The organism is Amycolatopsis sp. NPDC021455 (assembly GCF_040640995.1).
In the GTDB taxonomy this organism is placed as follows: Bacteria; Actinomycetota; Actinomycetes; order Mycobacteriales; family Pseudonocardiaceae; genus Amycolatopsis.
Genome location: NZ_JBFACT010000002.1, coordinates 44,990 through 64,330, shown reverse-complemented (window position 1 = coordinate 64,330; position 19,341 = coordinate 44,990). Strand labels below are relative to the sequence as shown.

The window sequence follows — 19,341 nt, the reverse complement described above, 5'->3', positions numbered from 1 at the left end:
CGAGTTGCCCAGTGCATCTGGGCTCATTTCTATGACCCAGATCCAAAGGAGTTCGACGTGGCTGCCGTGTGCGACGTCTGTGGCAAGGGACCGGGCTTCGGCAAGGCGGTCTCGCACTCCCACCGCCGTACCAACCGCCGGTGGAACCCGAACATCCAGACCGTCCACGCCAAGGTGGGTGTGTCCCAGCGCAAGCGCCTGAACGTGTGCACCTCCTGCATCAAGGCGGGCAAGGTCGTTCGAGGCTGACGCCGAGAAGTTTGGGTGGCGGGTGCTCCTCGGAGCACCCGCCATTTTCATGTCTCGCCCCGCTCTGGCGCAAAAGCCGTGAAGGCCTCCTTCCCGGCCATTAGAGCCGGGAAGGAGGCCTTCACGGACTTGCTTACTTGAGGAAGTCGGTCAGCAGGTCGCGGAGGGTCTCCGGGTACTGGAGGACGCCGTGGTCCTGGCCCTCCAGGGTCTCGTGACGAGCACCCGGCACCGCCGCGGCCGCCGCGCGGGCGCCGGACTGGAGTGCGTCGTCACTGGCGCCGCCGCCGATCACCAGGGCCGGGATCGAAATCCGGGCCAGCGAGGTGCGGGGGCGGCAGTCCGGGCCGCAGATCGTCAGGTCGTACGGCAGCGTGTGCGCCAGCGCCGTGAACCAGCCCCACACCGGGGCCTGCTTCATCCCCTCGATCATCTCCGCCGGAGTGCCCGCGACCTGCAGGAACGTCGCCACCGCGCCGTCCCGGTCGCCCGCCGCGAGCTGAGCCCGCACCTCGTCCACGACGTCGGCCCGCGGGTGCTCGTCCGTCGCGTACGGCGGCTCGTACGCCACCACGCGCTCGATCCCGATGCCCGCCGCGGCCGCCTCCAGGGCCAGGATCGCGCCCGACGAGTGGCCGAACACCGACGCCGTCCCGCCCACCTGGGCGATCAGCGCCGCGAGATCCTCGATCTCGCGTTCCATCGCGTACGAAGCGGCGTCCCCGCTGTCCCCACGCCCACGGCGGTCGTAGACGATCGCCGTGAAATCGCCGGCCAGCACCGAAGCCAGGCCCTCGACGGTCGTCCGGTCGTTGAACGCGCCGCCGACGAGGATCACCGGCGGGCCGTCCCCGCGCTGCTCGAAGTGGATCGACGTGCCGTCGGCCGAGGTGACGTTCATGGTTTCCTCCGGAAAAGGGTTGGTCTACCCCTTGGTCGGAGCCGTCACGCCGATCCGGACACCGATCCTCAGGGAAGTTTCCAGTCGACCGGCGCCGCGCCCTGCTGCTCCAGCAGCTGGTTCGCCCGGCTGAACGGCCGTGACCCGAAGAAGCCGTTGTGCGCCGACAGCGGGCTCGGGTGGGCCGACTCGATGCACGGGACGTCGCCCAGCATCGGGCGCAGGTTGCGCGCGTTGCGGCCCCACAGGATGGCCACCATCGGCTCGGACCGGGCCGCGAGGGCCTTGATCGCCTGCTCGGTGACCTCTTCCCAGCCCTTGCCCTGGTGCGAGTTCGACTTCCCCGGCTGCACGGTCAGCGCCCTGTTGAGCAGCAGCACGCCCTGGTCGGCCCACGGCGTCAGGTCGCCGTTGGACGGCAGCGGGTGCCCCAGGTCGTCGACGTACTCCTTGTAGATGTTGACCAGGCTCTTCGGGATCGGCCGGACGTCCGGCGCCACCGAGAAGCTGAGCCCCACCGCGTGCCCGGGCGTCGGGTACGGGTCCTGCCCGACGATCAGCACGCGCACGTCGTGGAACGGCTGCTTGAAGGCCCGCAGGACGTGTTCACCCGCCGGCAGGTAGGTCCGGCCCGCGGCGATCTCCGCGCGGAGGAACTCCCCCATCGCGGCGACCTGCGGCGCCACCGGTTCGAGGGCTTTCGCCCAGCCTGCCTCGACGATGTCCTGCAGCGGTCGTGCGGTCACGGCGCGCAAGCCTACCGGGCGTGGCCGGCGTCACCCGAGCGGGTCGAGCCGCCTCAGCTCGGTCCGGAACCGCTTCGCCCGCTCGACGTAGGAATCCACCACGAGCGCGATGTTTTCCGCACTGAACGACGTGTTCTCCCGCGTCTTCCCCGGCACGCCCAGCGCGATCTCCCCGGTCTTGACGTGTGAGCCGTACGACAGGACCGCGCCCGCGCCGACCATGCCGCCGTCCTCGATCACCGAGCCGTTCAGCACCACCGAACCGGACGCGATCAGGCAGCCGGTCCCGATCGTCGCGCCCTCGATGTGGACGGCGTGGCCGACCGCCGACGACGGCCCGAGGATCGTCGGGTGGCGGTTCGTGCAGTGCACGACGCAGCCGTCCTGGACGTTCGAACGCTCGCCGATCTCGATGTAGCCGTGGTCGCCGCGCAGGACCGTCTGCGGCCACACCGACGCGTGGGCGCCGATCCGGACGTCGCCGATCACCGTCGCGTCGGGGTGGACGTAGGCGTCGGGGTGGATCGTCGGCTCGAGCGAACCGAGTGCGTAGATCGGCATGCCGCCTCCGGGTGACCGCGGTTTCACTTCCGGTGCGATTGGATCACGCCATCGCCGCGAACCGGAAAACCAGCACCGGGAGCACGGGCCTCGTGCTCCTCCTCGTCGTGCTGGCCTGGCTGCTCAGCCTGCCGACGGCGTCGCCCGCGCTGGCGAACGGCCTGGCCGCGACGCCGCCGATGGGCTGGAACAGCTGGAACCAGGTCCGCTGCTACGACCTCACCGAAGACGTCGTCAAAAAAGCGGCCGACGCCCTGGCCGACACCGGCCTGCGTGACGCGGGCTACCACTACGTCGTCGTCGACGACTGCTGGCAGGCCTCCACCCGGGCCGCCGACGGCTCACTCCAACCCGACCCGAAGCGGTTCCCGCACGGCATCGCCGACCTCGCCGACTACGTCCACTCCCGCGGCCTGCTCTTCGGCATCTACGCCGTGCCCGGCAGCCGGACCTGCGCGATGGCGAACGACGCCTACCCGGCGTCCGGCATCGGCTCGCTCGGCCATGAGCGCCAGGACGCCGAGACGTTCGACCGCTGGGGCGTCGACTACCTCAAGTACGACTGGTGCAACGCCGACACCGTCGACGGCCTCGACCGGAAAGCCGCGTTCGAGAAGATGCGCGACGAGCTCGCCGCGCTGCCCCGGCCGATGGTCTACGCCATTTCCGAGTACGGCGTCTCGAGCCCGTGGACCTGGGCACGGCCGGTAGCGAACCTGTGGCGGACCACCTACGACCTGGTCCCGACCTGGGACTCCGTGCTCGCGACGATCGACCAGCAGGCCGCCGTCGCCGTCCACAGTGGCACGCCCGGCGGCTGGAACGACCCGGACATGCTGCAGGTCGGCAACGGCACGCTGAGCGCCGACGAGTCGCGCGCGCACTTCAGCGTCTGGGCCGTGCTCGACGCGCCGCTGTTCGCCGGTACCGATCCGGCGAAGCTGAGCGGCACCGACCTGGCGACGCTGGGCAACACCGAAGCGATCGCCGTCGACCAGGACTTCGCGGGCGGCCAAGGCCGGCGGCTCGACGCGGGTCCCGGCTACCAGGTGTGGGGAAAACCCTTGAGCGACGGGGGTTTCGCGGTGGTGCTGCTCAACACCGGCGGCACCACCGCGACCGTCTCCGCGTCGATTCCCGGCGCGTGGCACGTCCGGGACCTGTGGGCGCACCGGGACGCCGGGACCGCGGTGTCGGCGGTCCTGCGCCCGCACCAGGCGGCCCTGCTGAAGCTCACCCCTCGGTGAGGTCCTTGCCGAAGCAGCGGCTTTCCGGCTCGTCCTTGTAGACGCCGAACTTCGGGATCTCGGTGTAGCCCGACGACGTGTAGAGCGCGATCGCTTCCGGCTGCTTCGTCCCGGTTTCCAGGACCGCGCGCTTACGGCCGCAGAGCGCCGCCGTGCGTTCCAGCTCGGAAAGGATCATCCGCGCGAACCCGCGACCGCGGGCCGAATCGGCGACGTACATGCGCTTGAACTCGGCGTCACCCGGCTGGAAGTCCGGCTCGGGGCCGTCGTGGGCGCGCCACGCCCCGCAGGCGACCGCTTCCTCGCCCTGGTAGCCGACGATGAACAGGCCCTGCGGCGGATCGAAGTCCGCGGGGCTCATCGGAGTCGCGTCCTCGCTGCCGTAGCGCTCGACGTAGACCTGCTGCACCGCGGTCATGAGCTTGGCCGCGTCGGGGTGGTCGTAGGGGACTGGAACGATTCTCACGCTTCCGAAGCCTAGATCAGCGCCAGTGCGTCCATCCGGTTTCCCGCGAAAACGGTTTCCCGTCGACGGTGATCCCGGACTCGGCCATCGTGGCGACGCCGATCGTGCGCCAGCCGTCGGGCAGCTCGGTGAACGGCGGGAAGGTGGCGACCAGAGCGTGGTCTTCGCCACCGGTCAGCACCCAGTCCAGCGGGTCGGCGCCGAGGGCCGCGCCGACTTCGGTGAGCCGGGCGGGGATGTCGAGGTCGGCCGTGCGGACGTCGATGCCGACGCCGGAGGCCTCGCCGATGTGGCCGAGGTCGGCGAGCAGGCCGTCGGAGACGTCGATCATGGCCGTGGCCCCGGCGAGCGCGGCGCGCGGACCGTCCTCGTACGGCGGTTCCGGGCAGCGCTGCGCGTTGACGACGCCGACCGGGGACCGGAAGCCGCGGCCGAGCACGGCCAGCCCGGCGGCCGCCCAGCCCAGCCGCCCGGTGACGGCGACGACGTCGCCGGGCCGGGCACCCGAGCGCGTCACCGGCTCGCGGTCGCCGAGGTCGCCGAGGGCCGTGACGCTGATCACGAGCTGGTCGGCGCGGACCATGTCGCCGCCGGAGACGCCGACGCCGGCGCGTTCGGCCTCGGCCCACATGCCGTCGGCCAGGCCGGTGACGACCTCGCGCGGGGTGTCGGGCGGGCAGGCCAGGCCGACCAGGACGGTGGTCGGGGTGGCGCCCATGGCGGCGATGTCGGCCAGGTTGACCGCGACGGCCTTGCGCCCGACGTGCTCGGGCGAGGACCAGTCGAGCCGGAAGTGGACGCCCTGGACGAGCACGTCGGTGCTGGCGACCACCCGCCCGTCGGGGGCGGCGACCACGGCGGCGTCGTCGCCCGGGCCGAGCAGCGTGCCGGGGGGCTGGCGCCGTCCTTCGGTGACGGCGCGGATGAGCGCGAACTCGCCGGTCTCGGCGACCGTTCCGTCGTTCGGTGACACCGGTCACCTCTGCTTTCTCTACCGGGACAAGTGTCGATCACCGATAGTCGGATGCCCTATGTTTTTCCCTGAGCTGGCGATACGTTGCTGATGACGTTCCTACCTTGAGAGACAAGATCCCGACGAAAGGGCACGCCGTGGTCCACGCATACATCCTCATCCAGACCGAGGTCGGCAAGGCGGCCGCGGTGGCTGCCGAGATCTCCAGCATCCCGGGTGTGACCAGCTCGGAGGATGTCACCGGACCGTACGACGTCATCGTCCGCGCGGCCGCCGACAACGTCGACCAGCTGGGCCAGCTCGTGGTCGCGAAGGTGCAGAACGTGGAAGGCATCACACGGACGCTGACCTGCCCGGTCGTCCACCTCTGAACCTCAGTAGGTTCGGGGCGTGCCCGACTCCGACACCGGTGCCCCGCCCCGGGTGGTGCTCGTCACGGCGGCGGCCCTCGCCGTGGCCCTGGCGGTCGCCGTCGCCGTGTTCGCCCTGACCCGGCCGTCCGCCGACGAGACGGCGACGGGACCGCTGGCGCTCGTCCCGGTCCCGGCACCCGACGCGGGCTCGCCGGCGTGCACGACGTTGCTGGGCGCGGCGCCCACCGAGCTGACGTCGAACGGCAAGCAGCTGAAGCTGCGTGAGCTGGCCAGCCCGGCCCCGCCCGCGACGATGGCGTGGGGCGAACCGGACGCGCTGGTGCTGCGCTGCGGCCTGAACCGGCCGCCGGAGCTGACGCCGTCGGCCCAGCTGCGGCTGGTGAACAAGGTCCAGTGGCTGCAGGTCCCCGGCGAAGGCGCGTCGACGTGGTACGTCGTGGACCGCGAGGTGTACGCGGCGCTCACCGTGCCGGACAGCGCGGGAACGGGCCCCCTGCAGGAAATCTCGGACGCGGTGGCCGCGAAACTCCCCGCCCGCCCCCTTCGCTTCTCCTGAAAGTCCGTGAAGGCCTCCTTCCCGGCTCTTAAGGCCGGGAAGGAGGCCTTCACGGACTATCGCGCCGCCTGTCCACAGTGGACGGCTCAGCGCAGGAGGGCGACCAGCGTCGGCAGGGCCGCCACCAACGCCTCCCGCGAACACCCGGCGTACCCGATCGCCACGCCGTGCGCCGACGGCGTTCCCGCGAAGTGCCGCGCCAGCCCGTCCAGCCGGATGCCGCGCCGCTCCGCCGCCGCGATCACCTCGAGCTCGACCGCGGCCGACCGGAACGGCACCACCAGGTGCGCGCCCGCGTCGTCGCCGCGGACCGGGATGCCCGCCCCCGCCAGCGCGCCCGCCAGCAGCGTCCGCCGCTCCGCCATCTCCCGGCGCAGTTTTCGCAGGTGACGGCCCAGATCGCCGTTCCGCGCGAACTCGTACAGCACCCGCTGCCCGGCCGGCGACGGCCGCGTGCCGGTCAGGTCGCGGTAGGCCAGCACCGCCGACGTGATCGCCTCCGGCGCCACCATCCAGCCCGCGCCCAGCGTCGGCGTCAGGATCTTCGAAGTCGTCCCCAGGTGCGCCACGACGTCCGGGGCCAGGGCGGCCAGCATCGGCAACGGTGCGACGTCGAAGCGGAGCTCGCCGTCGTAGTCGTCCTCGATGACGAGCATCCCGTCGGACCGCGCGCGCTCCACCAGCGCGACGCGGCGGGCCGCGCTCAGCCTGCTGCCCATCGGGTACTGGTGCGCCGGCGAGCAGTAGACCGCCCGCGCGCCGGCCGGGATCGCGTCCGGCCGCAGCCCTTCGTCGTCCACCGGCACGCCCGCCACCCGCATGCCCGCCCGCAGGAACGCCTGCACCGCGCGCTGGTAGCCGGGCTCTTCGACGGCGACGACGTCCCCGCGGCGCAGCACCGCGGCGGCCAGCTCCACCACCGCGGCCGTCGTCCCGCCGGTGGCCAGGACCGAACCGGCGGCCAGCCCGCGGTGGCGCAGGAGGTGCTCCGACACCGCCGCGCGGTACTCGGGCAGCCCCGCGCGGTGAGCGCGGACCAGCGGGTCCGGGTCGGCCGCCGCACGCCAGGCGCGCCGCCAGGCCGCGCGGTCCAGCCCCGCGGCCCACGGCGTGCCGGGACTCAGGTCGAGCAGCGGGGAAGCCTCGGCCTCCGCGCCCGGCATCGGCCCGGGCACCGGAACCTCCGAGGCCGACAGCGTCGGCGGGGTGGTCACGTAGGTGCCGGAGCCGTGCCGCCCGGCGATCCAGCCTTCGGCGTGGAGCTGCTCGTAGGCCGCCGACGTCACCGTGCGGCTGACGCCGAGCCGCCCGGCCAGCGCCCGCGTCGACGGGAGCCGGTCACCGCCGCGGAGGTGCCCGGACGCCGCGGCCTCGCGCAGCGCGTCGGCCAGCTGGACGGCCAGGGGCGTGACGGCCTCCCGGTCGAGGCTGACCGGGAGCGCGGTGTCGGCGTGGGACACGGGACCTCCTCGAGTGGACTTCCCAAGTGTACGAGAAGTGGCCGTTTTCCGAGGCCACTACGCCGGGAGACGCTGGTCGCATGCTCTCCCCCACGCCCCGCACGACGCTCGGCCGCAAGAAGCACCGCGCGGTCACCGACCGCGCCGCCCTCCACGCCGTCCTGGACGAAGGCCTGATCTGCCACCTCGGGATCGTCCGCGACGGCGTGCCGCTGGTCCTGCCGACCGGCTACGGCCGCGACGGCGACACGCTCTACCTGCACGGCTCGACCGGCGCGGCCAGCCTCCGGGAAGCGGCCCACGGCGTCGACGTCTGCGTGACGGTGACGCTCCTCGACGGCATCGTCTACTCGCGGTCGGTGAACAACCACTCGATGAACTACCGCAGCGCCGTGATCTTCGGGGAGGCGAAGCCGGTCGTCGAGCGCGAAGCGAAGATGCACGGCCTGAAGGTGCTGACCGACCACCTGGCCCCCGGCTCGTGGGAGCACGCGCGCGAGGTCAACGCCAAGGAGTTCGCCGCGGTGAGCGTCCTCGCACTGGACCTGGCGGAGGCGTCGGTGAAGATGCGCGCCGAGGGCCCGGACGACGAACCGGACGACGTCGGCGCCGACAGCGCCTGGGCGGGCGTGCTGCCGGTGCGGACGGTCTTCGGCGCGCCCGAGCCGTCGGCGGACCTCTCCCCCGGCTGGACGACGCCGCCGCACGTCACCGCGCGAGCGGCAACCGCACGGTGAACGTGGTCCGGCCCGGCCGCGACTCGACGCCGACCGTGCCGCCGTGGGCCGCGACCAAGGACTGGACCACCGACAGCCCGAGCCCGGTGCCGCCGTTGCCGCGCGTGCGTGAGTCGTCGACGCGGAAGAAGCGGTCGAAGATCCGCTCCTGCGCGGAGGGCGGGATGCCGGGACCGGTGTCGGTCACCCGCACGACGGCTTCGCCACCCGAAGCGGTCACTTCGACGTTCACCGACGTCCCGGGCGGGGTGTGCACGGCCGCGTTGGCCAGCAGGTTGTCGAGCACCTGCCGCAGCCGCACCGGATCGGCGTCCACGAGCGCCGTCGAGAGCGACGACGTCAGGGGGTGGTCGGGCCGGCCGGCGGCGAACGCGTCGGCCGCGTCGCCGGCCAGCTCGGCCAGGTCGGTGCGCTCGGGCCGCAACGGCGTCTCGGCGGCCCGCGCGTCGAGCCGGGCCAGCAGGAGGAGGTCGTCGACGAGCACGCTCATCCGCGCCGTCTCCTCGCGGATCTTCGTCAGGTGCGCTTCCCGCTCTTCGGGCTCGTTCGCCGCCGCGTAGCGGAAGAGGTCGGCGTACCCGCGGATCGACGTCAGCGGGGTCCGCAGCTCGTGCGACGCGTCCGCGACGAACCGGCGCAGCCGCTCGTTCGCCTCGGTCTTGGCGGCCAGGGACGTGTCGATGTGGGCGAGCATCACGTTGAACGCCGTCCGCAGCTCTTCGACCTCGGCGCCGCCGCCGGTACCGGCCGCGCGCACCGGCAGGGCGGGGTTCGCCGTGAGGTCGTGGGAGGCGATGTCGTGCGCGGTGCCCGCCATGTCGGCCAGCGGGCGCAGGCCGCGGCTCAGCACCAGCCGTCCCACGATCACCAGCACGGCCAGCGCGAGCGCGAACGCGCCGACCTCCACCCAGATCAGCTGCCGGACCGTGCCGTCGAGGTCCTTCTGCGGCGCGGCGGACAACAGCACCGAGTCGGTGTCGACCGGGCATGCGCGCACGCGGTACGGGCCGTCGCCGGGCAGGGAGATGGTGCGGGTGACGTCGCCGCCGACCGCGTCGGCGGCGATCTTCGCCAGCTCGCCGGCATCGCCCGGCAGCTTCCCGCCGGGCTCGGGAACGGCGACGCCGCCCTGGACCTTGTAGAGCGCCGAGTACCACGAGTACACCGACTGCGGTGAGCCGTGCGTCTCGCGCAGCTGCGGCAGCTGGGTGTTCTGGCTCTTGGACAGCTGCTCGTCGAGCCGCCGGTCGAGGTAGCCGTGCATGATCCCGACCGTCGTGACGCCGACCGCCGCGAACACGACGAGCGCGAGCGCGCCGAGGCCGAGCGTGATCCGGGTGCCCAGCCGCGTGCGCTGCCAGGCCCCGTACCAGCGCCTCACCGGTGGGCCTGGCGCACGACGTACCCGACGCCGCGCACGGTGTGGATCAGCGGTTCGCCGTCACCCGCGTCGACCTTGCGCCGCAGGTGCGAGATGACCAGTTCGACCACATTGGACCGGCCGCCGAAGTCGTATTCCCAGACGTGGTCCAGGATCTGCGCCTTGGTCAGCACCGCGGGCGAGCGGCGCATGAGGTAGCGCAGCAGCTCGTACTCGGTCGGCGTCAGCTCGGCCGGGACGTCGCCGCGGCGGACCTCGCGGGTGTCCTCGTCCAGGGTCAGGTCGCCGACCCGCAGCACGGCCCCGCGCGCCTCGGCCTGGTGCGCGAGGCCCGAGCTGCGCCGCAGCACCGCCCGCAGCCGCGCCATCAGCTCTTCGACCGAAAACGGTTTCACGAGGTAGTCGTCACCCCCGCGGGTGAGCCCGGCGATCCGGTCGGCCGTCGCGTCCTTCGCCGTGAGGAAGACCACGGGCACGGCGTCGCCGTTCTCCCGCAGCCGGTCGAGCACGGTGAAGCCGTCGAGGTCGGGCAGCATCAGGTCGAGCACGACGATGTCCGGCCCGAACTCCGCGGCCCGGCTCAGCGCGGCCTGCCCGGTGCCGGCCGTGACCGCCTGCCAGCCCTCGTACCGGGCGACGGTGGCGACGAGGTCGGCGATGTGCGGCTCGTCGTCGACGACGAGCAGGCGCACGGGTTCGGAGGGCTGCACCACCCCATCTTCACCCGGCGCGGGCCCGGCGGGCGACCGGAGGGCACCGGCCGACAGGAATCCGACAGCCGGTACCCAGACTCGCCACAGGACGGGCGGCGAGGCTGACCTTCGTGAACCGAACCGAAGGGGGATCCGTGTGACCACCATGACGCAGACCGCCGAGGCCGCGCGCCCGGCGATCCGCCCCCGGATCGCCGCGAAATCCGGCCTCTTCCTTTTTCTCGGCGCCAACGTGGCCGCCGTCACCGTCCTGTTCGTCCAGGCCGGAGTCTCGCAGAACGTGCTGATCACGATCGGGAGGCTCGCCGGGATGTACGGCGCCCTGGCGATGGCGGTCCAGCTGCTGCTCGTGGCCCGGCTGCCCTGGCTGGACCGGCGGATCGGGATGGACCGGCTGACCACCTGGCACCGCTGGACCGGCTTCACGATCCTCTGGACCCTGCTGGCGCACCTGGTGTTCATCACCATGGGCTACGCGGAGGTCTCGGACAAGGGCGTCGTCGACGAGCTGGTCGAAATGGCCAACACGCTCGAAGGGATTCTGCGGGCCCTGGTCGCCTTCGCCGTGATCCTCATCGTCGGTGGTGCTTCGGCGAAGTTCGCGCGCAAGCGGCTCGCCTACGAGACGTGGCACTTCATCCACCTCTACACCTACGCCGCGATCGTGCTGGCCTTCACGCACCAGATCGCGCTGGGCCAGACGTTCGCCGGTTCGGACACGGCGAAGGCGTACTGGTGGACGCTCTGGCTCGGGGCGGGCGCCGCCGTGCTCGCCGGGCGCGTCGTGCTGCCGATGTGGCGGAACCTGCGTCACCAGCTGCGCGTCACGGCGGTGGTTTCCGAGGCCCCGGACGTCGTTTCGGTGTACATGACCGGCAAGCACCTGGACAAGATGCCGGTCAAGGCGGGCCAGTTCTTCCTGTGGCGGTTCCTCACGAAGGACCGCTGGTGGCAGGCCAACCCCTTCTCGCTGTCGGCCGCGCCGGACGGCCGCACCCTGCGGCTGACCGCGAAGGCCCTCGGCGACGCCAGCGCCGGGCTGCGCAACCTCCGGGTCGGCACCCGGGTGTTCGCCGAAGGCCCGTACGGCGCCTTCACGACGATCCACCAGCGGCGGCCCAACGCGCTGCTCGTGGCGGGCGGCGTCGGCATCACGCCGATCCGCGCGCTCCTGGAGGACATCGACGGCCACGTCGTCGTGCTGTACCGGGTGCGCACCCAGGCCGACGCGGTGCTGCTGCCGGAGCTGAACGGGCTGGCCAAGGCCCGCGGTGCCGTCGTGAGTGTCCTCACCGGACCGGACCAGGCGGTCGGCCCGCGCGGCGCGATGCTCGGGCCGGCGAACCTGCACATGATGGTGCCGGACGTGCACGAGCGGGACGTGTTCGTCTGCGGCCCGCCGGGGATGACGTCGGCGGTGCTGCGCAGCCTGCGGGAGCTGAAGGTGCCGAACGCCCAGGTCCACGCCGAACGCTTCAGCCTCGCGGCCTAGGGGGATTTCCGTGAAGAAGACCATTTTCGTCGTCGCGCTGTCGGTCGCCGGGTTCATCGCGGTCTGGCGGTTCGAGCCGGGGCCGGTGCAGAACACCGCCGCCATCGCCCAGGCGCCACCGCCCGTCACCGCGCCGTCCTTACCGTCCACATCGGCCGCACCGACGAGCGCTCCGACGACCGCTCCGGCGGCTCCGTCCACTTCGGCCGATCAGCCCGCACCGTCCACTACGGACTCTCCATCCACTCGGGACACGGCCGGCGAGACGGTGACCACGAAGGGCAGCGCGGAGTCCAGCCGGTACGGCACCGTGCAGGTCCAGGTGACGTTCACCGGCTCGCGGATCGCCGTCATCACGCTGCTGCAGGCCCCCGACGGCGGGCGGTCGCTCACCGCGCTGCCGAAGCTGCAGCAGGAGGCGATCAAGGCGCAGAGCGCCGACATCGACACGGTGACCGGCGCGACCGAGACGAGCGAGTCGTACAAGACGTCACTGCAGGCCGCGATCGACGCTAGGGGAACTCGATGACCAACCGGGTCGAACAGATCATGGGCCTGCCGATTTCCCTCGACCTGCGTGACGAAGGCGACTTCGCCGAGGTCGTCGACGACGTCTTCGCCTGGTTCCGCGAAGTCGACGCCCGGTTCAGCCCGTTCAAACAGGACAGTGAGGTCAGCCGGTACGACCGCGGCGAGCTGACGGCCGCCGAGCTGAGCGAGGACCTCCTGGAGGTGCTGGAGCTCTGCGCGTACTACGAGCAGCTCTCCGGCGGCGCGTTCCGCGCCCGGCTGCCCGGACGTGGTCTGGACCCGTGCGCGGTGGTGAAGGGCTGGGCGGTGCAGCGCGCCGCCGACATGCTGAAGGCGGAGGGCGCGACGACGTTCTGCCTCAACGCCGGCGGCGACGTCGTCACCGCCGGCGAGCCGGAGCCCGGCCGCCCGTGGCGGGTCGGGGTGCGCCACCCCGAGCAGCCCCTCGCCGTGTGCGCGGTGCTGGAGTCGCGCAACGGCGCCATCGCGACGTCGGCGGCGTACGAGCGCGGCTCGCACATCCTCGACGGCCGGTCCGGCACGCCGGCGACCGGGCTGATGAGCGTCACCGTCGTGGCCGGCGACCTGGTCACCGCGGACGCGCTGGCCACCGCGGCGTTCGCGATGGGCCCGGAGGGCATCACCTGGGCGGCCGACCGGCCGGACTGCGAGATCCTCATCGTCGACGACAGCCGCCGCGTGCACCGGACGGCGGGGCTGGCGCTGGCGTCGTAAATCGGTTCGCCCTCCGCTGATCGATAGGCCAGACTCGGCGGCACCCGTCTTCGAGGAGTGCCATGCCTTCGTCCGTCCTGCACGTTTCCGTCGACTGCGCCGACCCGTACAAGCTGTGTCAGTTCTGGAGCCAGGTGACCGGGAAGCCCATCCCGGAGGAGGACCAGCCGGGCGACGACGAGGCCGGCATCGAGCTCGACGGCGGGATCGACATGCTGTTCCTGCGCGTGCCGGAGCCGAAGACGGTGAAGAACCGGATGCACGTGTGCCTGCAGCCGGACATCCCGCGTGACGAGGAGGTCGAGCGGATCCTCGGCCTCGGCGCGACGCTGGTGAACGACCTCCGCAAGCCGGACGGCACCGGCTGGGCCGTGCTCGCCGACCCCGAAGGCAACGAGTTCTGCGTGCTGCGCAGCGCCGCCGAGCGCGCCGCGACGTCGTGACGGACTCGTTCGCCCTCAACAAGGCCAACTGGGACGAACGCGCGGTGCTGCACGCGGCGTCGCCGGACTACGACGCCACCCGGTTCGCCGCGGATCCGGCGCACCTGAGCAGCGTCGTGCGGTTCGACCGGCCGCGCCTGGGCGACCTCACCGGGCTGCGCGGGGTGCACCTGCAGTGCCACATCGGCACGGACACGGTGTCGCTGTCCCGGCTGGGCGCGGCCATGACGGGCTTGGACTTCTCGGGCACGGCGCTGGCCGAGGCCCGGCGGCTCGCCGAGGCGGCGGGCGCGTCGATCGACTTCCACGAGGCCAACGTGTACGACGCCGTCGAGGTGCTGGGCGCCGGGCGGTTCGACCTGGTCTACACCGGGATCGGGGCGCTGTGCTGGCTGCCGTCCGCCGCCCGCTGGGCGGCGGTCGTCGCCGGGCTGCTGCGGCCGGGCGGGCGGCTCTTCATCCGCGAAGGGCACCCCATGCTGTGGTCGCTCGACGACCGGACGGACCTGGCGGTGCCGCGGTATTCGTACTTCGAGCACGCCGAGCCGCTGGTCTTCGACAGCCCCGAAACGTACATCGCCGTCGAACGGCCGCTGGAGAACACCGTCACCCACGAGTGGAACCACTCGCTGGGCGAGATCATCACGGCCTTGCTGGACCACGGCCTGAGCCTGACCGGGTTCACCGAGCACGACAGCGTCCCGTGGAACGCGCTGCCCGGCCAGATGGTGCTCGACGAGGCCACTGGCGAATGGCGGCTGAAGGACACACCGTCGCGGCTCGCGGCGACGTACACGCTCCAGGCGGTCAAGACCGGCTGAATAGGGTGGCCGCATGCCCTTGATCGCCCTCGCCACCCTCGGCGGCACCATTTCGATGGCCCCGGCCGGCGCCGAAGGCGGTGCCGTCCCGCGGCTCGGCGCGGCCGACCTGCTCGGCGGGCTCGGCGACCTGCCGATGGACGTCCTGGCGGAGACGCTGGCCGGGATCGGCAGCGCGTCGCTGGACTTCGCGACGCTCCTGCGCTGCCGCGAGTGGGGCCTGCGCCAGGACGCCGACGGGTTCGTCGTCGTCCAGGGCACGGACACCCTCGAGGAGACGGCGTATTTCCTCGACCTGTGCTGGCCGTCGGAGATCCCGGTGGTGGTCACCGGGGCGATGCGCCACGCCGGCCTGTTCAGCCCGGACGGCCCGGCGAACCTGCGCAACGCGCTGACCGTCGCGGCCGATCCGCGCAGCCGCGGCCGCGGCGCGCTGGTGACGCTCGACGACGACGTCCACGCGGCGCGCTGGGTGCGGAAGGCGCATTCGAGCCGGCTCGACGCGTTCTCGTCGGCGCCCGCGGGACCGCTGGGCATGGTCGTCGAGCACGCGGTGCACTACTTCCACCCTTCGCCGCCGCGCCCGCCGGCGCTCACGGGCGTCGGCTTCGGCGGCCTGGTCCCGGTGGTCGAAGCCGGTCTGGACGACTCGGGCGCGGTGCTCTCGCACGTCGCTTCGCAGCCCGAGGTGCGCGGTGTGGTGGTCGCCGCCACCGGCGCGGGGCACGTGTCGTCCGGCACGGCCGACGTGATCGCGCGGCTGGTGCCGTCGTTGCCCGTGGTGGTCGCTTCGCGGACGGGAGCGGGCCCGACGCTGCGCTCGACGTACGGCTTCCACGGCTCGGAGTCGAGCTTGATCGCGATGGGCGCCACGATGGCGGGCTGGCTGGACGCCCGCAAGTCTCGGATCCTGCTGCACGCCCTGCTGGCTTCCGGCGCGGACCGCGAGGAGATCGAGCGCGAGTTCCGGCTGCGGGGCGACCTCGACTGACGTGTCCTGAACGACTCGTTCAGGTCGCCAGACGTCCTGAACGAGTCGTTCAGGACATCCGCGGTCAGTCCAGGACCGGGCCGCCCAGCGGGTCGAGGTGGTAGGGGCGCATCGCGCGGCCCGCGTCGCGGTAGACGTGGACCGAGATCGCCGGGTCCGGGCCGTCGTTGCGGACCTCGTGCACGTAGCCCGGCCCGAAGACCCGCGACTGCCCGGCGGAAAGGGCGTGCAGTTCGGTGACCGCGCGGCCGCCCGGTGCCCGGCGTGCGACGGCCTCGGTCAGGTGGCCGCTGACCACGGTGAAGGCGCCGCTGGCGAAGGCGTGGTCGTGCAGGTCGGTGCGCTGGCCGGGCAGCCAGCTCATCAGCCACACCTCCTGCTGCTCGTCCTTCGACACCAGCGTCGCGAAACGCTCTTCGGGGTCGTAGCGCAGCAGGTGGCGCCAGCGGTCGCGGTCGGCGGCGACCTCGAGCGCGACGCGCACCGGGTGGCGCAGCGCGGGGTTCTCGGGACGCAGCAGGGTGTTGTCCGGAACGGCGAACATGAGGGTCCTCACGGGAAGAAAAGGGTGTCGAGCTGGGCCGGGGCGGGGTTCACCGACAACAGCGACACGCGCGCACGATCGAGCGGAGGCCCATGCGGCCCCTCGACTCGGACATGACGTGCGCGAACATGCGACCAGAGTCCCAGCCGCGTCCCGCCCGGTCAAGACGTCTCACCTGACGGGAGATCAGGACCACTCGTGTTTCTGCGACCGTCCGAGCAGCTCGGCGCCGGCCTGTCGCGGGTCGACGCCCTCGTGGCAGACGCGGTGCATGGCGTCGGTGATCGGCATGTCGACACCGAGGCTCTGGGCCAGTGCCCGGATCGACGAGCACGACATGACGCCCTCGGCGACCTGCCCGCCGGCCGCCGCCTGCGCCTGCTCGAGGGTCTCGCCGCGGCCGAGGCGCTCCCCGAAGGTGCGGTTGCGCGAAAGCGGCGACGAGCAGGTCGCGACCAGGTCGCCGACCCCGGCGAGCCCGGCGAAGGTGAGCGGGTCGGCGCCGAGTTTCGCGCCGAGCCGGGCCATCTCGGCGAGGCCGCGGGTGATGAGCGTCGCCATCGTGTTCGTGCCGAGCCCGAGGCCGGCGGCCATCCCGGTGCTGAGCGCGATGACGTTCTTGCAGGCGCCGCCGAGCTCGCAGCCGACGACGTCGGTGTTGGTGTACGGGCGGAAGTAGGAGTTGGCGCAGGCGCGCTGGATGGCGACGGCGCGTTCGTGGTCGGCGCAGGCGAGCACGGAGGCGGACGGCTGCCCGGCGGCGATCTCCTTGGCCAGGTTCGGCCCGGTGACGACGACGACCTCGCCTCCGTCGATCCCGACGATCTCGGCGATCACCTCGCTCATCCGCTTGAGCGTGCCGAGCTCGACGCCCTTGGCGAGGCTGACGAGGATCGCATCGGGCGGCAGCAGGTCGCGCCACTCGGTCAGGTTCGCCCGGAGGCTCTGGCTGGGCACGGCCAGCACCACGGCTTCGGCGTTGCCGAGGGCCTTCGCGGGGTCGCTGGTGGCGGTGATGTTCTCCGGCAGGGTCACGCCGGGCAGGTAGGCGCTGTTGGTGTGCCGTTCCCGGATGTCCTCGGCGACCTGCTCCCGGCGCGCCCACATGGTGACGTCCCGGCCGGCGTCGCCGAGCACCTTCGCGAAGGCGGTGCCCCACGAGCCGGCGCCGAGCACGGTGACCCGCTGCACGTCGGCGCGCATCAGGCGGGGTCCCCCGGCTTGGCCGACGGCGGTTCCTCGTGCCGGATCTCGCCGAGCAGCCGGGTCACCTCGTCCATCATGACCTTGGTGACTTCCCGCAGCTTCGACGCGCTGCGCGTGTTGCCGCCGCGGTAGGCGGACAGGTCGATCGGGTCGCCGACGGAGTGGGTGATCGTCTTGCGCGGGAAGGGGGTGAACTTCTTCGTGTAGCCGTTGAAGACCTGGCTGGTGCCCCAGCGGGCGATCGGGATGATCGGGACGTCGTTCTGCAGCGCGAGCCGGGCGGCGCCGGTGAAGGACTCCTTCGGCCAGCCGGCGGGGTCCTTGGTGATGGTGCCCTCGGGGTAGATGACGACGATCTTGCCGTCCTCGAGAGCTTGGTGAGCGGCCTTGAGACTGTCCCCGGCGGCGGCCGACCCCCGCGAAACGGGGATCTGCCCGGACCCGGAAACGATCGGGCCGAGGATCGGCGCGCGCGTCAGGCTCTCCTTGAAGAGGAAGCGCGGAACGCGCTTCTGCCGGTGCACGAAGACGGCGTCGACGGCGGGGTCGAGATGCGAGATGTGGTTCATGACGAGCAGCGCGGGCCCCTGCCGGGGGATCTTCTCGGCCCCGACGTACACCCGCCGGGCAACGATCGCCGTCAGCGGATAGAACAGTGCGGCGGCGAGCCCCACCCAAAAGCCGCCCTTTTCACGCCGGGCCACGATCTCCTCCTCCACAGCTGACGTCCGCCCCAGATCCTGCCGCGCCGGGGTCAGGGCAGTCCAGGGAGGGTCGGTTCGGCTCCGATCACCCCCGCCGGACCTGGGCGCGGGCAGGGTCCGGCACCGCTGCCGCGGTACTCGGCGATCGAAGCTCGGCCGCGGGCCGCGCCGGCGTGGACAGCACGCCGAGCCATGACCAGCGCCCCACACAGCCCACCTCCCCCAGGGTTCCGGCGAAGTCGCTTTCAGGCGCCTCCGGGCGTGAACGGCAACGCTGAGGCATGACTGGCACACCACCCAGACCCCTCCCCGCCGCCCCGATACGAAGCCAGAACACGGCCGGTAGTGCCGGGTCAAGGCACGCTTTCCCGCCTTGACGCGGTGCTACCGGCCGTAGTCACAATTCCGGCTTCGGGGTGGTGGGCTTCCGAGCGCCACCCCGGACCACCGCAGCAGCGATCGACTTTGCCCGAACTCCGCCTGCCGGGCTTGACGCCGGGCCCGTGCTCAGCTCAGCGCGCGAACCCGGCTCAGCCGGGCTTCCCACGTGGCCCGCACCTCGGGCGACGCGGGGTAGGCGTCCGCAGGCTCCGGGGCTTGCCGCAGGACGGGCAGGTATCCGTCCACAGGGGACAGTGACTCGGTGCAGACGTCGCCTTCCAGCAACGAAATCGTGCCCAGTCCACAGGCGAATTCCAGCTCCGGGAGCGCGCCCGCCAGCGCCAGTCCCGCCGCCAGGCCGACGCTCGTCTCCACCGCCGACGACACCACGCACGGCAGCCCGCACGCCTCCGCGACCTCCAGCGCCCGCCGGACCCCGCCGAGCGGGGCGACCTTCAGGACCGCGATGTCCGCCGCGCCGGCGACCGCGACCTTCAGCGGGTCCTCCGCGCGGCGGATCGACTCGTCGGCGGCGATCCGGACGCCCACCCGGCGCCGCACCGCGGCCAGGTCCTCGATCGACGGGCATGGCTGCTCCGCGTACTCGAGTCCGCCTGCCGCCTTGTCGAGGTCCGTGATCGCCCGCACCGCCGTGTCGACGTCCCACGCCATGTTGGCGTCGACGCGGATCGCTCCGCTCGGGCCCAGCGCGTCGCGGACCGCCTCCACCCGTGCGCAGTCGTCGGCCAGGGAGACACGCGGGTCGGCGACCTTCACCTTGGCCGTGCGGCAGCCGGATGCGCGGACCAGTTCGTGGGCCTTCTCCGGCGAGACCACCGGCACCGTGGTGTTCACCTCGACCCGGTCGCGGACCGGCGACGGCCAGCCCGTCTCGCTCGCTTCCAGCGCCGCGCGCAGCCACGGCACGCTCTCGGCGTCGGAGTAGTCGGCGAACGGGCAGAACTCGCCCCAGCCCGCCGGGCCGTGGACCAGCACCCCCTCACGGACGGTGATGCCGCGGAACCGGGTGCGCAGGGGGATCGCGTAGACCTTCATCGCCACCGATCATGCCACCCTCCCGAGCGGGGTAAACGGGTGCCGAACAGCGCGTTTCCGGCCAGAATGACTC

General features: G+C 72.3%; 23 protein-coding genes. 11 read left to right on the top strand and 12 right to left on the bottom strand.

Annotation, left to right across the window (positions count from 1 at the left end):
• The first annotated feature begins 57 nt into the window (after nt 1-57).
• Entirely contained in the window at nt 58-249 is a 192-nt protein-coding gene (rpmB, locus tag AB0G28_RS03340; protein ID WP_176172341.1) for a 50S ribosomal protein L28, read from the top strand.
• A 133-nt stretch (nt 250-382) separates the two neighbouring features.
• On the opposite strand, the gene AB0G28_RS03335 is transcribed toward rpmB, so the two are convergent.
• The 3 genes from AB0G28_RS03335 to AB0G28_RS03325 all read right to left on the bottom strand — a co-directional run bounded on the left by AB0G28_RS03335 (nt 383) and on the right by AB0G28_RS03325 (nt 2,457).
• A complete protein-coding gene (locus AB0G28_RS03335; protein WP_361082486.1) occupies nt 383-1,150 on the bottom strand; it encodes an alpha/beta hydrolase in 768 nt (255 codons plus the stop codon).
• A gap of 68 nt (nt 1,151-1,218) precedes the next feature.
• The gene (locus AB0G28_RS03330; protein WP_361082484.1) at nt 1,219-1,896 is read right to left on the bottom strand and encodes a uracil-DNA glycosylase; all 678 of its coding nucleotides are present in this window, start codon (nt 1,894-1,896) and stop codon (nt 1,219-1,221) included.
• A 30-nt stretch (nt 1,897-1,926) separates the two neighbouring features.
• A complete protein-coding gene (locus AB0G28_RS03325; protein WP_361082482.1) occupies nt 1,927-2,457 on the bottom strand; it encodes a gamma carbonic anhydrase family protein in 531 nt (176 codons plus the stop codon).
• A 92-nt stretch (nt 2,458-2,549) separates the two neighbouring features.
• On the opposite strand from AB0G28_RS03325, the gene AB0G28_RS03320 reads away from it, so the two are divergent.
• Complete coding sequence (locus AB0G28_RS03320; protein WP_361082480.1) at nt 2,550-3,704, top strand: glycoside hydrolase family 27 protein; 1,155 nt, start codon at nt 2,550-2,552, stop codon at nt 3,702-3,704.
• Here the strand turns inward: AB0G28_RS03320 and AB0G28_RS03315 are convergent.
• Both AB0G28_RS03315 and AB0G28_RS03310 read right to left on the bottom strand, forming a co-directional pair.
• Entirely contained in the window at nt 3,691-4,170 is a 480-nt protein-coding gene (locus AB0G28_RS03315) for a GNAT family N-acetyltransferase (protein ID WP_361082478.1), read from the bottom strand. The two genes, AB0G28_RS03320 and AB0G28_RS03315, sit on opposite strands and share 14 nt — an antisense overlap.
• 16 nt (nt 4,171-4,186) lie before the next feature.
• Entirely contained in the window at nt 4,187-5,143 is a 957-nt protein-coding gene (locus AB0G28_RS03310; RefSeq protein WP_361082477.1) for a thiamine-phosphate kinase, read from the bottom strand.
• Nucleotides 5,144-5,280: 137 nt separating this feature from the next.
• Here AB0G28_RS03310 and AB0G28_RS03305 point away from each other — a divergent pair, with 137 nt between their 5' ends.
• Together AB0G28_RS03305 and AB0G28_RS03300 are read left to right on the top strand one after the other, a co-directional pair.
• Nucleotides 5,281-5,514, top strand: coding sequence for an Lrp/AsnC ligand binding domain-containing protein (locus tag AB0G28_RS03305; protein ID WP_003091994.1), 234 nt, complete (start codon nt 5,281-5,283; stop codon nt 5,512-5,514).
• Nucleotides 5,515-5,533: 19 nt separating this feature from the next.
• Nucleotides 5,534-6,073 (top strand): DUF3515 domain-containing protein, encoded by a 540-nt coding sequence (locus AB0G28_RS03300; RefSeq protein WP_361082475.1) that lies wholly within the window; start codon nt 5,534-5,536, stop codon nt 6,071-6,073.
• An 86-nt stretch (nt 6,074-6,159) separates the two neighbouring features.
• On the opposite strand, the gene AB0G28_RS03295 is transcribed toward AB0G28_RS03300, so the two are convergent.
• Nucleotides 6,160-7,533, bottom strand: a complete 1,374-nt coding sequence (locus AB0G28_RS03295) for a PLP-dependent aminotransferase family protein (RefSeq protein ID WP_361082473.1) — start codon at nt 7,531-7,533, stop codon at nt 6,160-6,162.
• A gap of 80 nt (nt 7,534-7,613) precedes the next feature.
• Here AB0G28_RS03295 and AB0G28_RS03290 point away from each other — a divergent pair, with 80 nt between their 5' ends.
• Entirely contained in the window at nt 7,614-8,270 is a 657-nt protein-coding gene (locus AB0G28_RS03290) for a pyridoxamine 5'-phosphate oxidase family protein (protein ID WP_361082471.1), read from the top strand.
• Here the strand turns inward: AB0G28_RS03290 and AB0G28_RS03285 are convergent.
• The gene (locus AB0G28_RS03285; protein WP_361082469.1) at nt 8,242-9,651 is read right to left on the bottom strand and encodes a HAMP domain-containing sensor histidine kinase; all 1,410 of its coding nucleotides are present in this window, start codon (nt 9,649-9,651) and stop codon (nt 8,242-8,244) included. The genes AB0G28_RS03290 and AB0G28_RS03285 overlap by 29 nt on opposite strands.
• Nucleotides 9,648-10,361, bottom strand: a complete 714-nt coding sequence (locus tag AB0G28_RS03280) for a response regulator transcription factor (RefSeq protein ID WP_361082467.1) — start codon at nt 10,359-10,361, stop codon at nt 9,648-9,650. The genes AB0G28_RS03285 and AB0G28_RS03280 overlap by 4 nt, the downstream gene beginning before the upstream one ends.
• A gap of 148 nt (nt 10,362-10,509) precedes the next feature.
• On the opposite strand from AB0G28_RS03280, the gene AB0G28_RS03275 reads away from it, so the two are divergent.
• The 6 genes from AB0G28_RS03275 to AB0G28_RS03250 all read left to right on the top strand — a co-directional run bounded on the left by AB0G28_RS03275 (nt 10,510) and on the right by AB0G28_RS03250 (nt 15,377).
• A complete protein-coding gene (locus AB0G28_RS03275) occupies nt 10,510-11,856 on the top strand; it encodes a ferredoxin reductase family protein (RefSeq protein WP_361083128.1) in 1,347 nt (448 codons plus the stop codon).
• A 10-nt stretch (nt 11,857-11,866) separates the two neighbouring features.
• Nucleotides 11,867-12,385 (top strand): FMN-binding protein, encoded by a 519-nt coding sequence (locus AB0G28_RS03270; RefSeq protein ID WP_361082465.1) that lies wholly within the window; start codon nt 11,867-11,869, stop codon nt 12,383-12,385.
• Nucleotides 12,382-13,122, top strand: coding sequence for an FAD:protein FMN transferase (locus AB0G28_RS03265; protein ID WP_361082463.1), 741 nt, complete (start codon nt 12,382-12,384; stop codon nt 13,120-13,122). Before AB0G28_RS03270 ends, AB0G28_RS03265 begins: the two co-directional genes overlap by 4 nt.
• Nucleotides 13,123-13,184: 62 nt before the next feature.
• Nucleotides 13,185-13,565 carry a VOC family protein gene (locus AB0G28_RS03260; RefSeq protein WP_361082461.1) on the top strand — a complete coding sequence of 127 codons (381 nt, stop codon included), beginning with the start codon at nt 13,185-13,187 and terminating at the stop codon, nt 13,563-13,565.
• On the top strand, nt 13,562-14,386 hold the full coding sequence (locus tag AB0G28_RS03255) for a class I SAM-dependent methyltransferase (RefSeq protein WP_361082459.1): 825 nt from the start codon (nt 13,562-13,564) through the stop codon (nt 14,384-14,386). Before AB0G28_RS03260 ends, AB0G28_RS03255 begins: the two co-directional genes overlap by 4 nt.
• A gap of 13 nt (nt 14,387-14,399) precedes the next feature.
• A complete protein-coding gene (locus AB0G28_RS03250) occupies nt 14,400-15,377 on the top strand; it encodes an asparaginase (protein ID WP_361082457.1) in 978 nt (325 codons plus the stop codon).
• A 64-nt stretch (nt 15,378-15,441) separates the two neighbouring features.
• On the opposite strand, the gene AB0G28_RS03245 is transcribed toward AB0G28_RS03250, so the two are convergent.
• The 4 genes from AB0G28_RS03245 to AB0G28_RS03230 form a co-directional block, all read right to left on the bottom strand.
• Nucleotides 15,442-15,921: a cysteine dioxygenase family protein gene (locus AB0G28_RS03245; protein WP_361082455.1), complete on the bottom strand. Its 480-nt coding sequence runs from the start codon at nt 15,919-15,921 to the stop codon at nt 15,442-15,444.
• Nucleotides 15,922-16,107: 186 nt separating this feature from the next.
• Nucleotides 16,108-17,124, bottom strand: a complete 1,017-nt coding sequence (locus AB0G28_RS03240) for an NAD(P)H-dependent glycerol-3-phosphate dehydrogenase (RefSeq protein WP_361082453.1) — start codon at nt 17,122-17,124, stop codon at nt 16,108-16,110.
• A complete protein-coding gene (locus AB0G28_RS03235; RefSeq protein ID WP_361082451.1) occupies nt 17,124-17,846 on the bottom strand; it encodes a lysophospholipid acyltransferase family protein in 723 nt (240 codons plus the stop codon). The genes AB0G28_RS03240 and AB0G28_RS03235 overlap by 1 nt, the downstream gene beginning before the upstream one ends.
• 492 nt (nt 17,847-18,338) lie before the next feature.
• Nucleotides 18,339-19,268, bottom strand: a complete 930-nt coding sequence (locus tag AB0G28_RS03230; RefSeq protein ID WP_361083126.1) for an o-succinylbenzoate synthase — start codon at nt 19,266-19,268, stop codon at nt 18,339-18,341.
• Nucleotides 19,269-19,341 lie beyond the last annotated feature (73 nt).

Excerpts from the sequence above, each read along its gene's own strand:
- AB0G28_RS03335 (WP_361082486.1), bottom strand. The coding sequence starts at position 1,150 with ATGAACGTCACCTCGGCCGACGGCACGTCGATCCACTTCGAGCAGCGC.
- AB0G28_RS03325 (WP_361082482.1), bottom strand. The coding sequence starts at position 2,457 with ATGCCGATCTACGCACTCGGTTCGCTCGAGCCGACGATCCACCCCGAC.
- AB0G28_RS03290 (WP_361082471.1), top strand. The coding sequence starts at position 7,614 with ATGCTCTCCCCCACGCCCCGCACGACGCTCGGCCGCAAGAAGCACCGC.
- AB0G28_RS03275 (WP_361083128.1), top strand. The coding sequence starts at position 10,510 with ATGACGCAGACCGCCGAGGCCGCGCGCCCGGCGATCCGCCCCCGGATC.
- AB0G28_RS03265 (WP_361082463.1), top strand. The coding sequence starts at position 12,382 with ATGACCAACCGGGTCGAACAGATCATGGGCCTGCCGATTTCCCTCGAC.
- AB0G28_RS03260 (WP_361082461.1), top strand. The coding sequence starts at position 13,185 with ATGCCTTCGTCCGTCCTGCACGTTTCCGTCGACTGCGCCGACCCGTAC.
- AB0G28_RS03250 (WP_361082457.1), top strand. The coding sequence starts at position 14,400 with ATGCCCTTGATCGCCCTCGCCACCCTCGGCGGCACCATTTCGATGGCC.
- AB0G28_RS03245 (WP_361082455.1), bottom strand. The coding sequence starts at position 15,921 with ATGTTCGCCGTTCCGGACAACACCCTGCTGCGTCCCGAGAACCCCGCG.
- AB0G28_RS03240 (WP_361082453.1), bottom strand. The coding sequence starts at position 17,124 with ATGCGCGCCGACGTGCAGCGGGTCACCGTGCTCGGCGCCGGCTCGTGG.
- AB0G28_RS03230 (WP_361083126.1), bottom strand. The coding sequence starts at position 19,268 with ATGAAGGTCTACGCGATCCCCCTGCGCACCCGGTTCCGCGGCATCACC.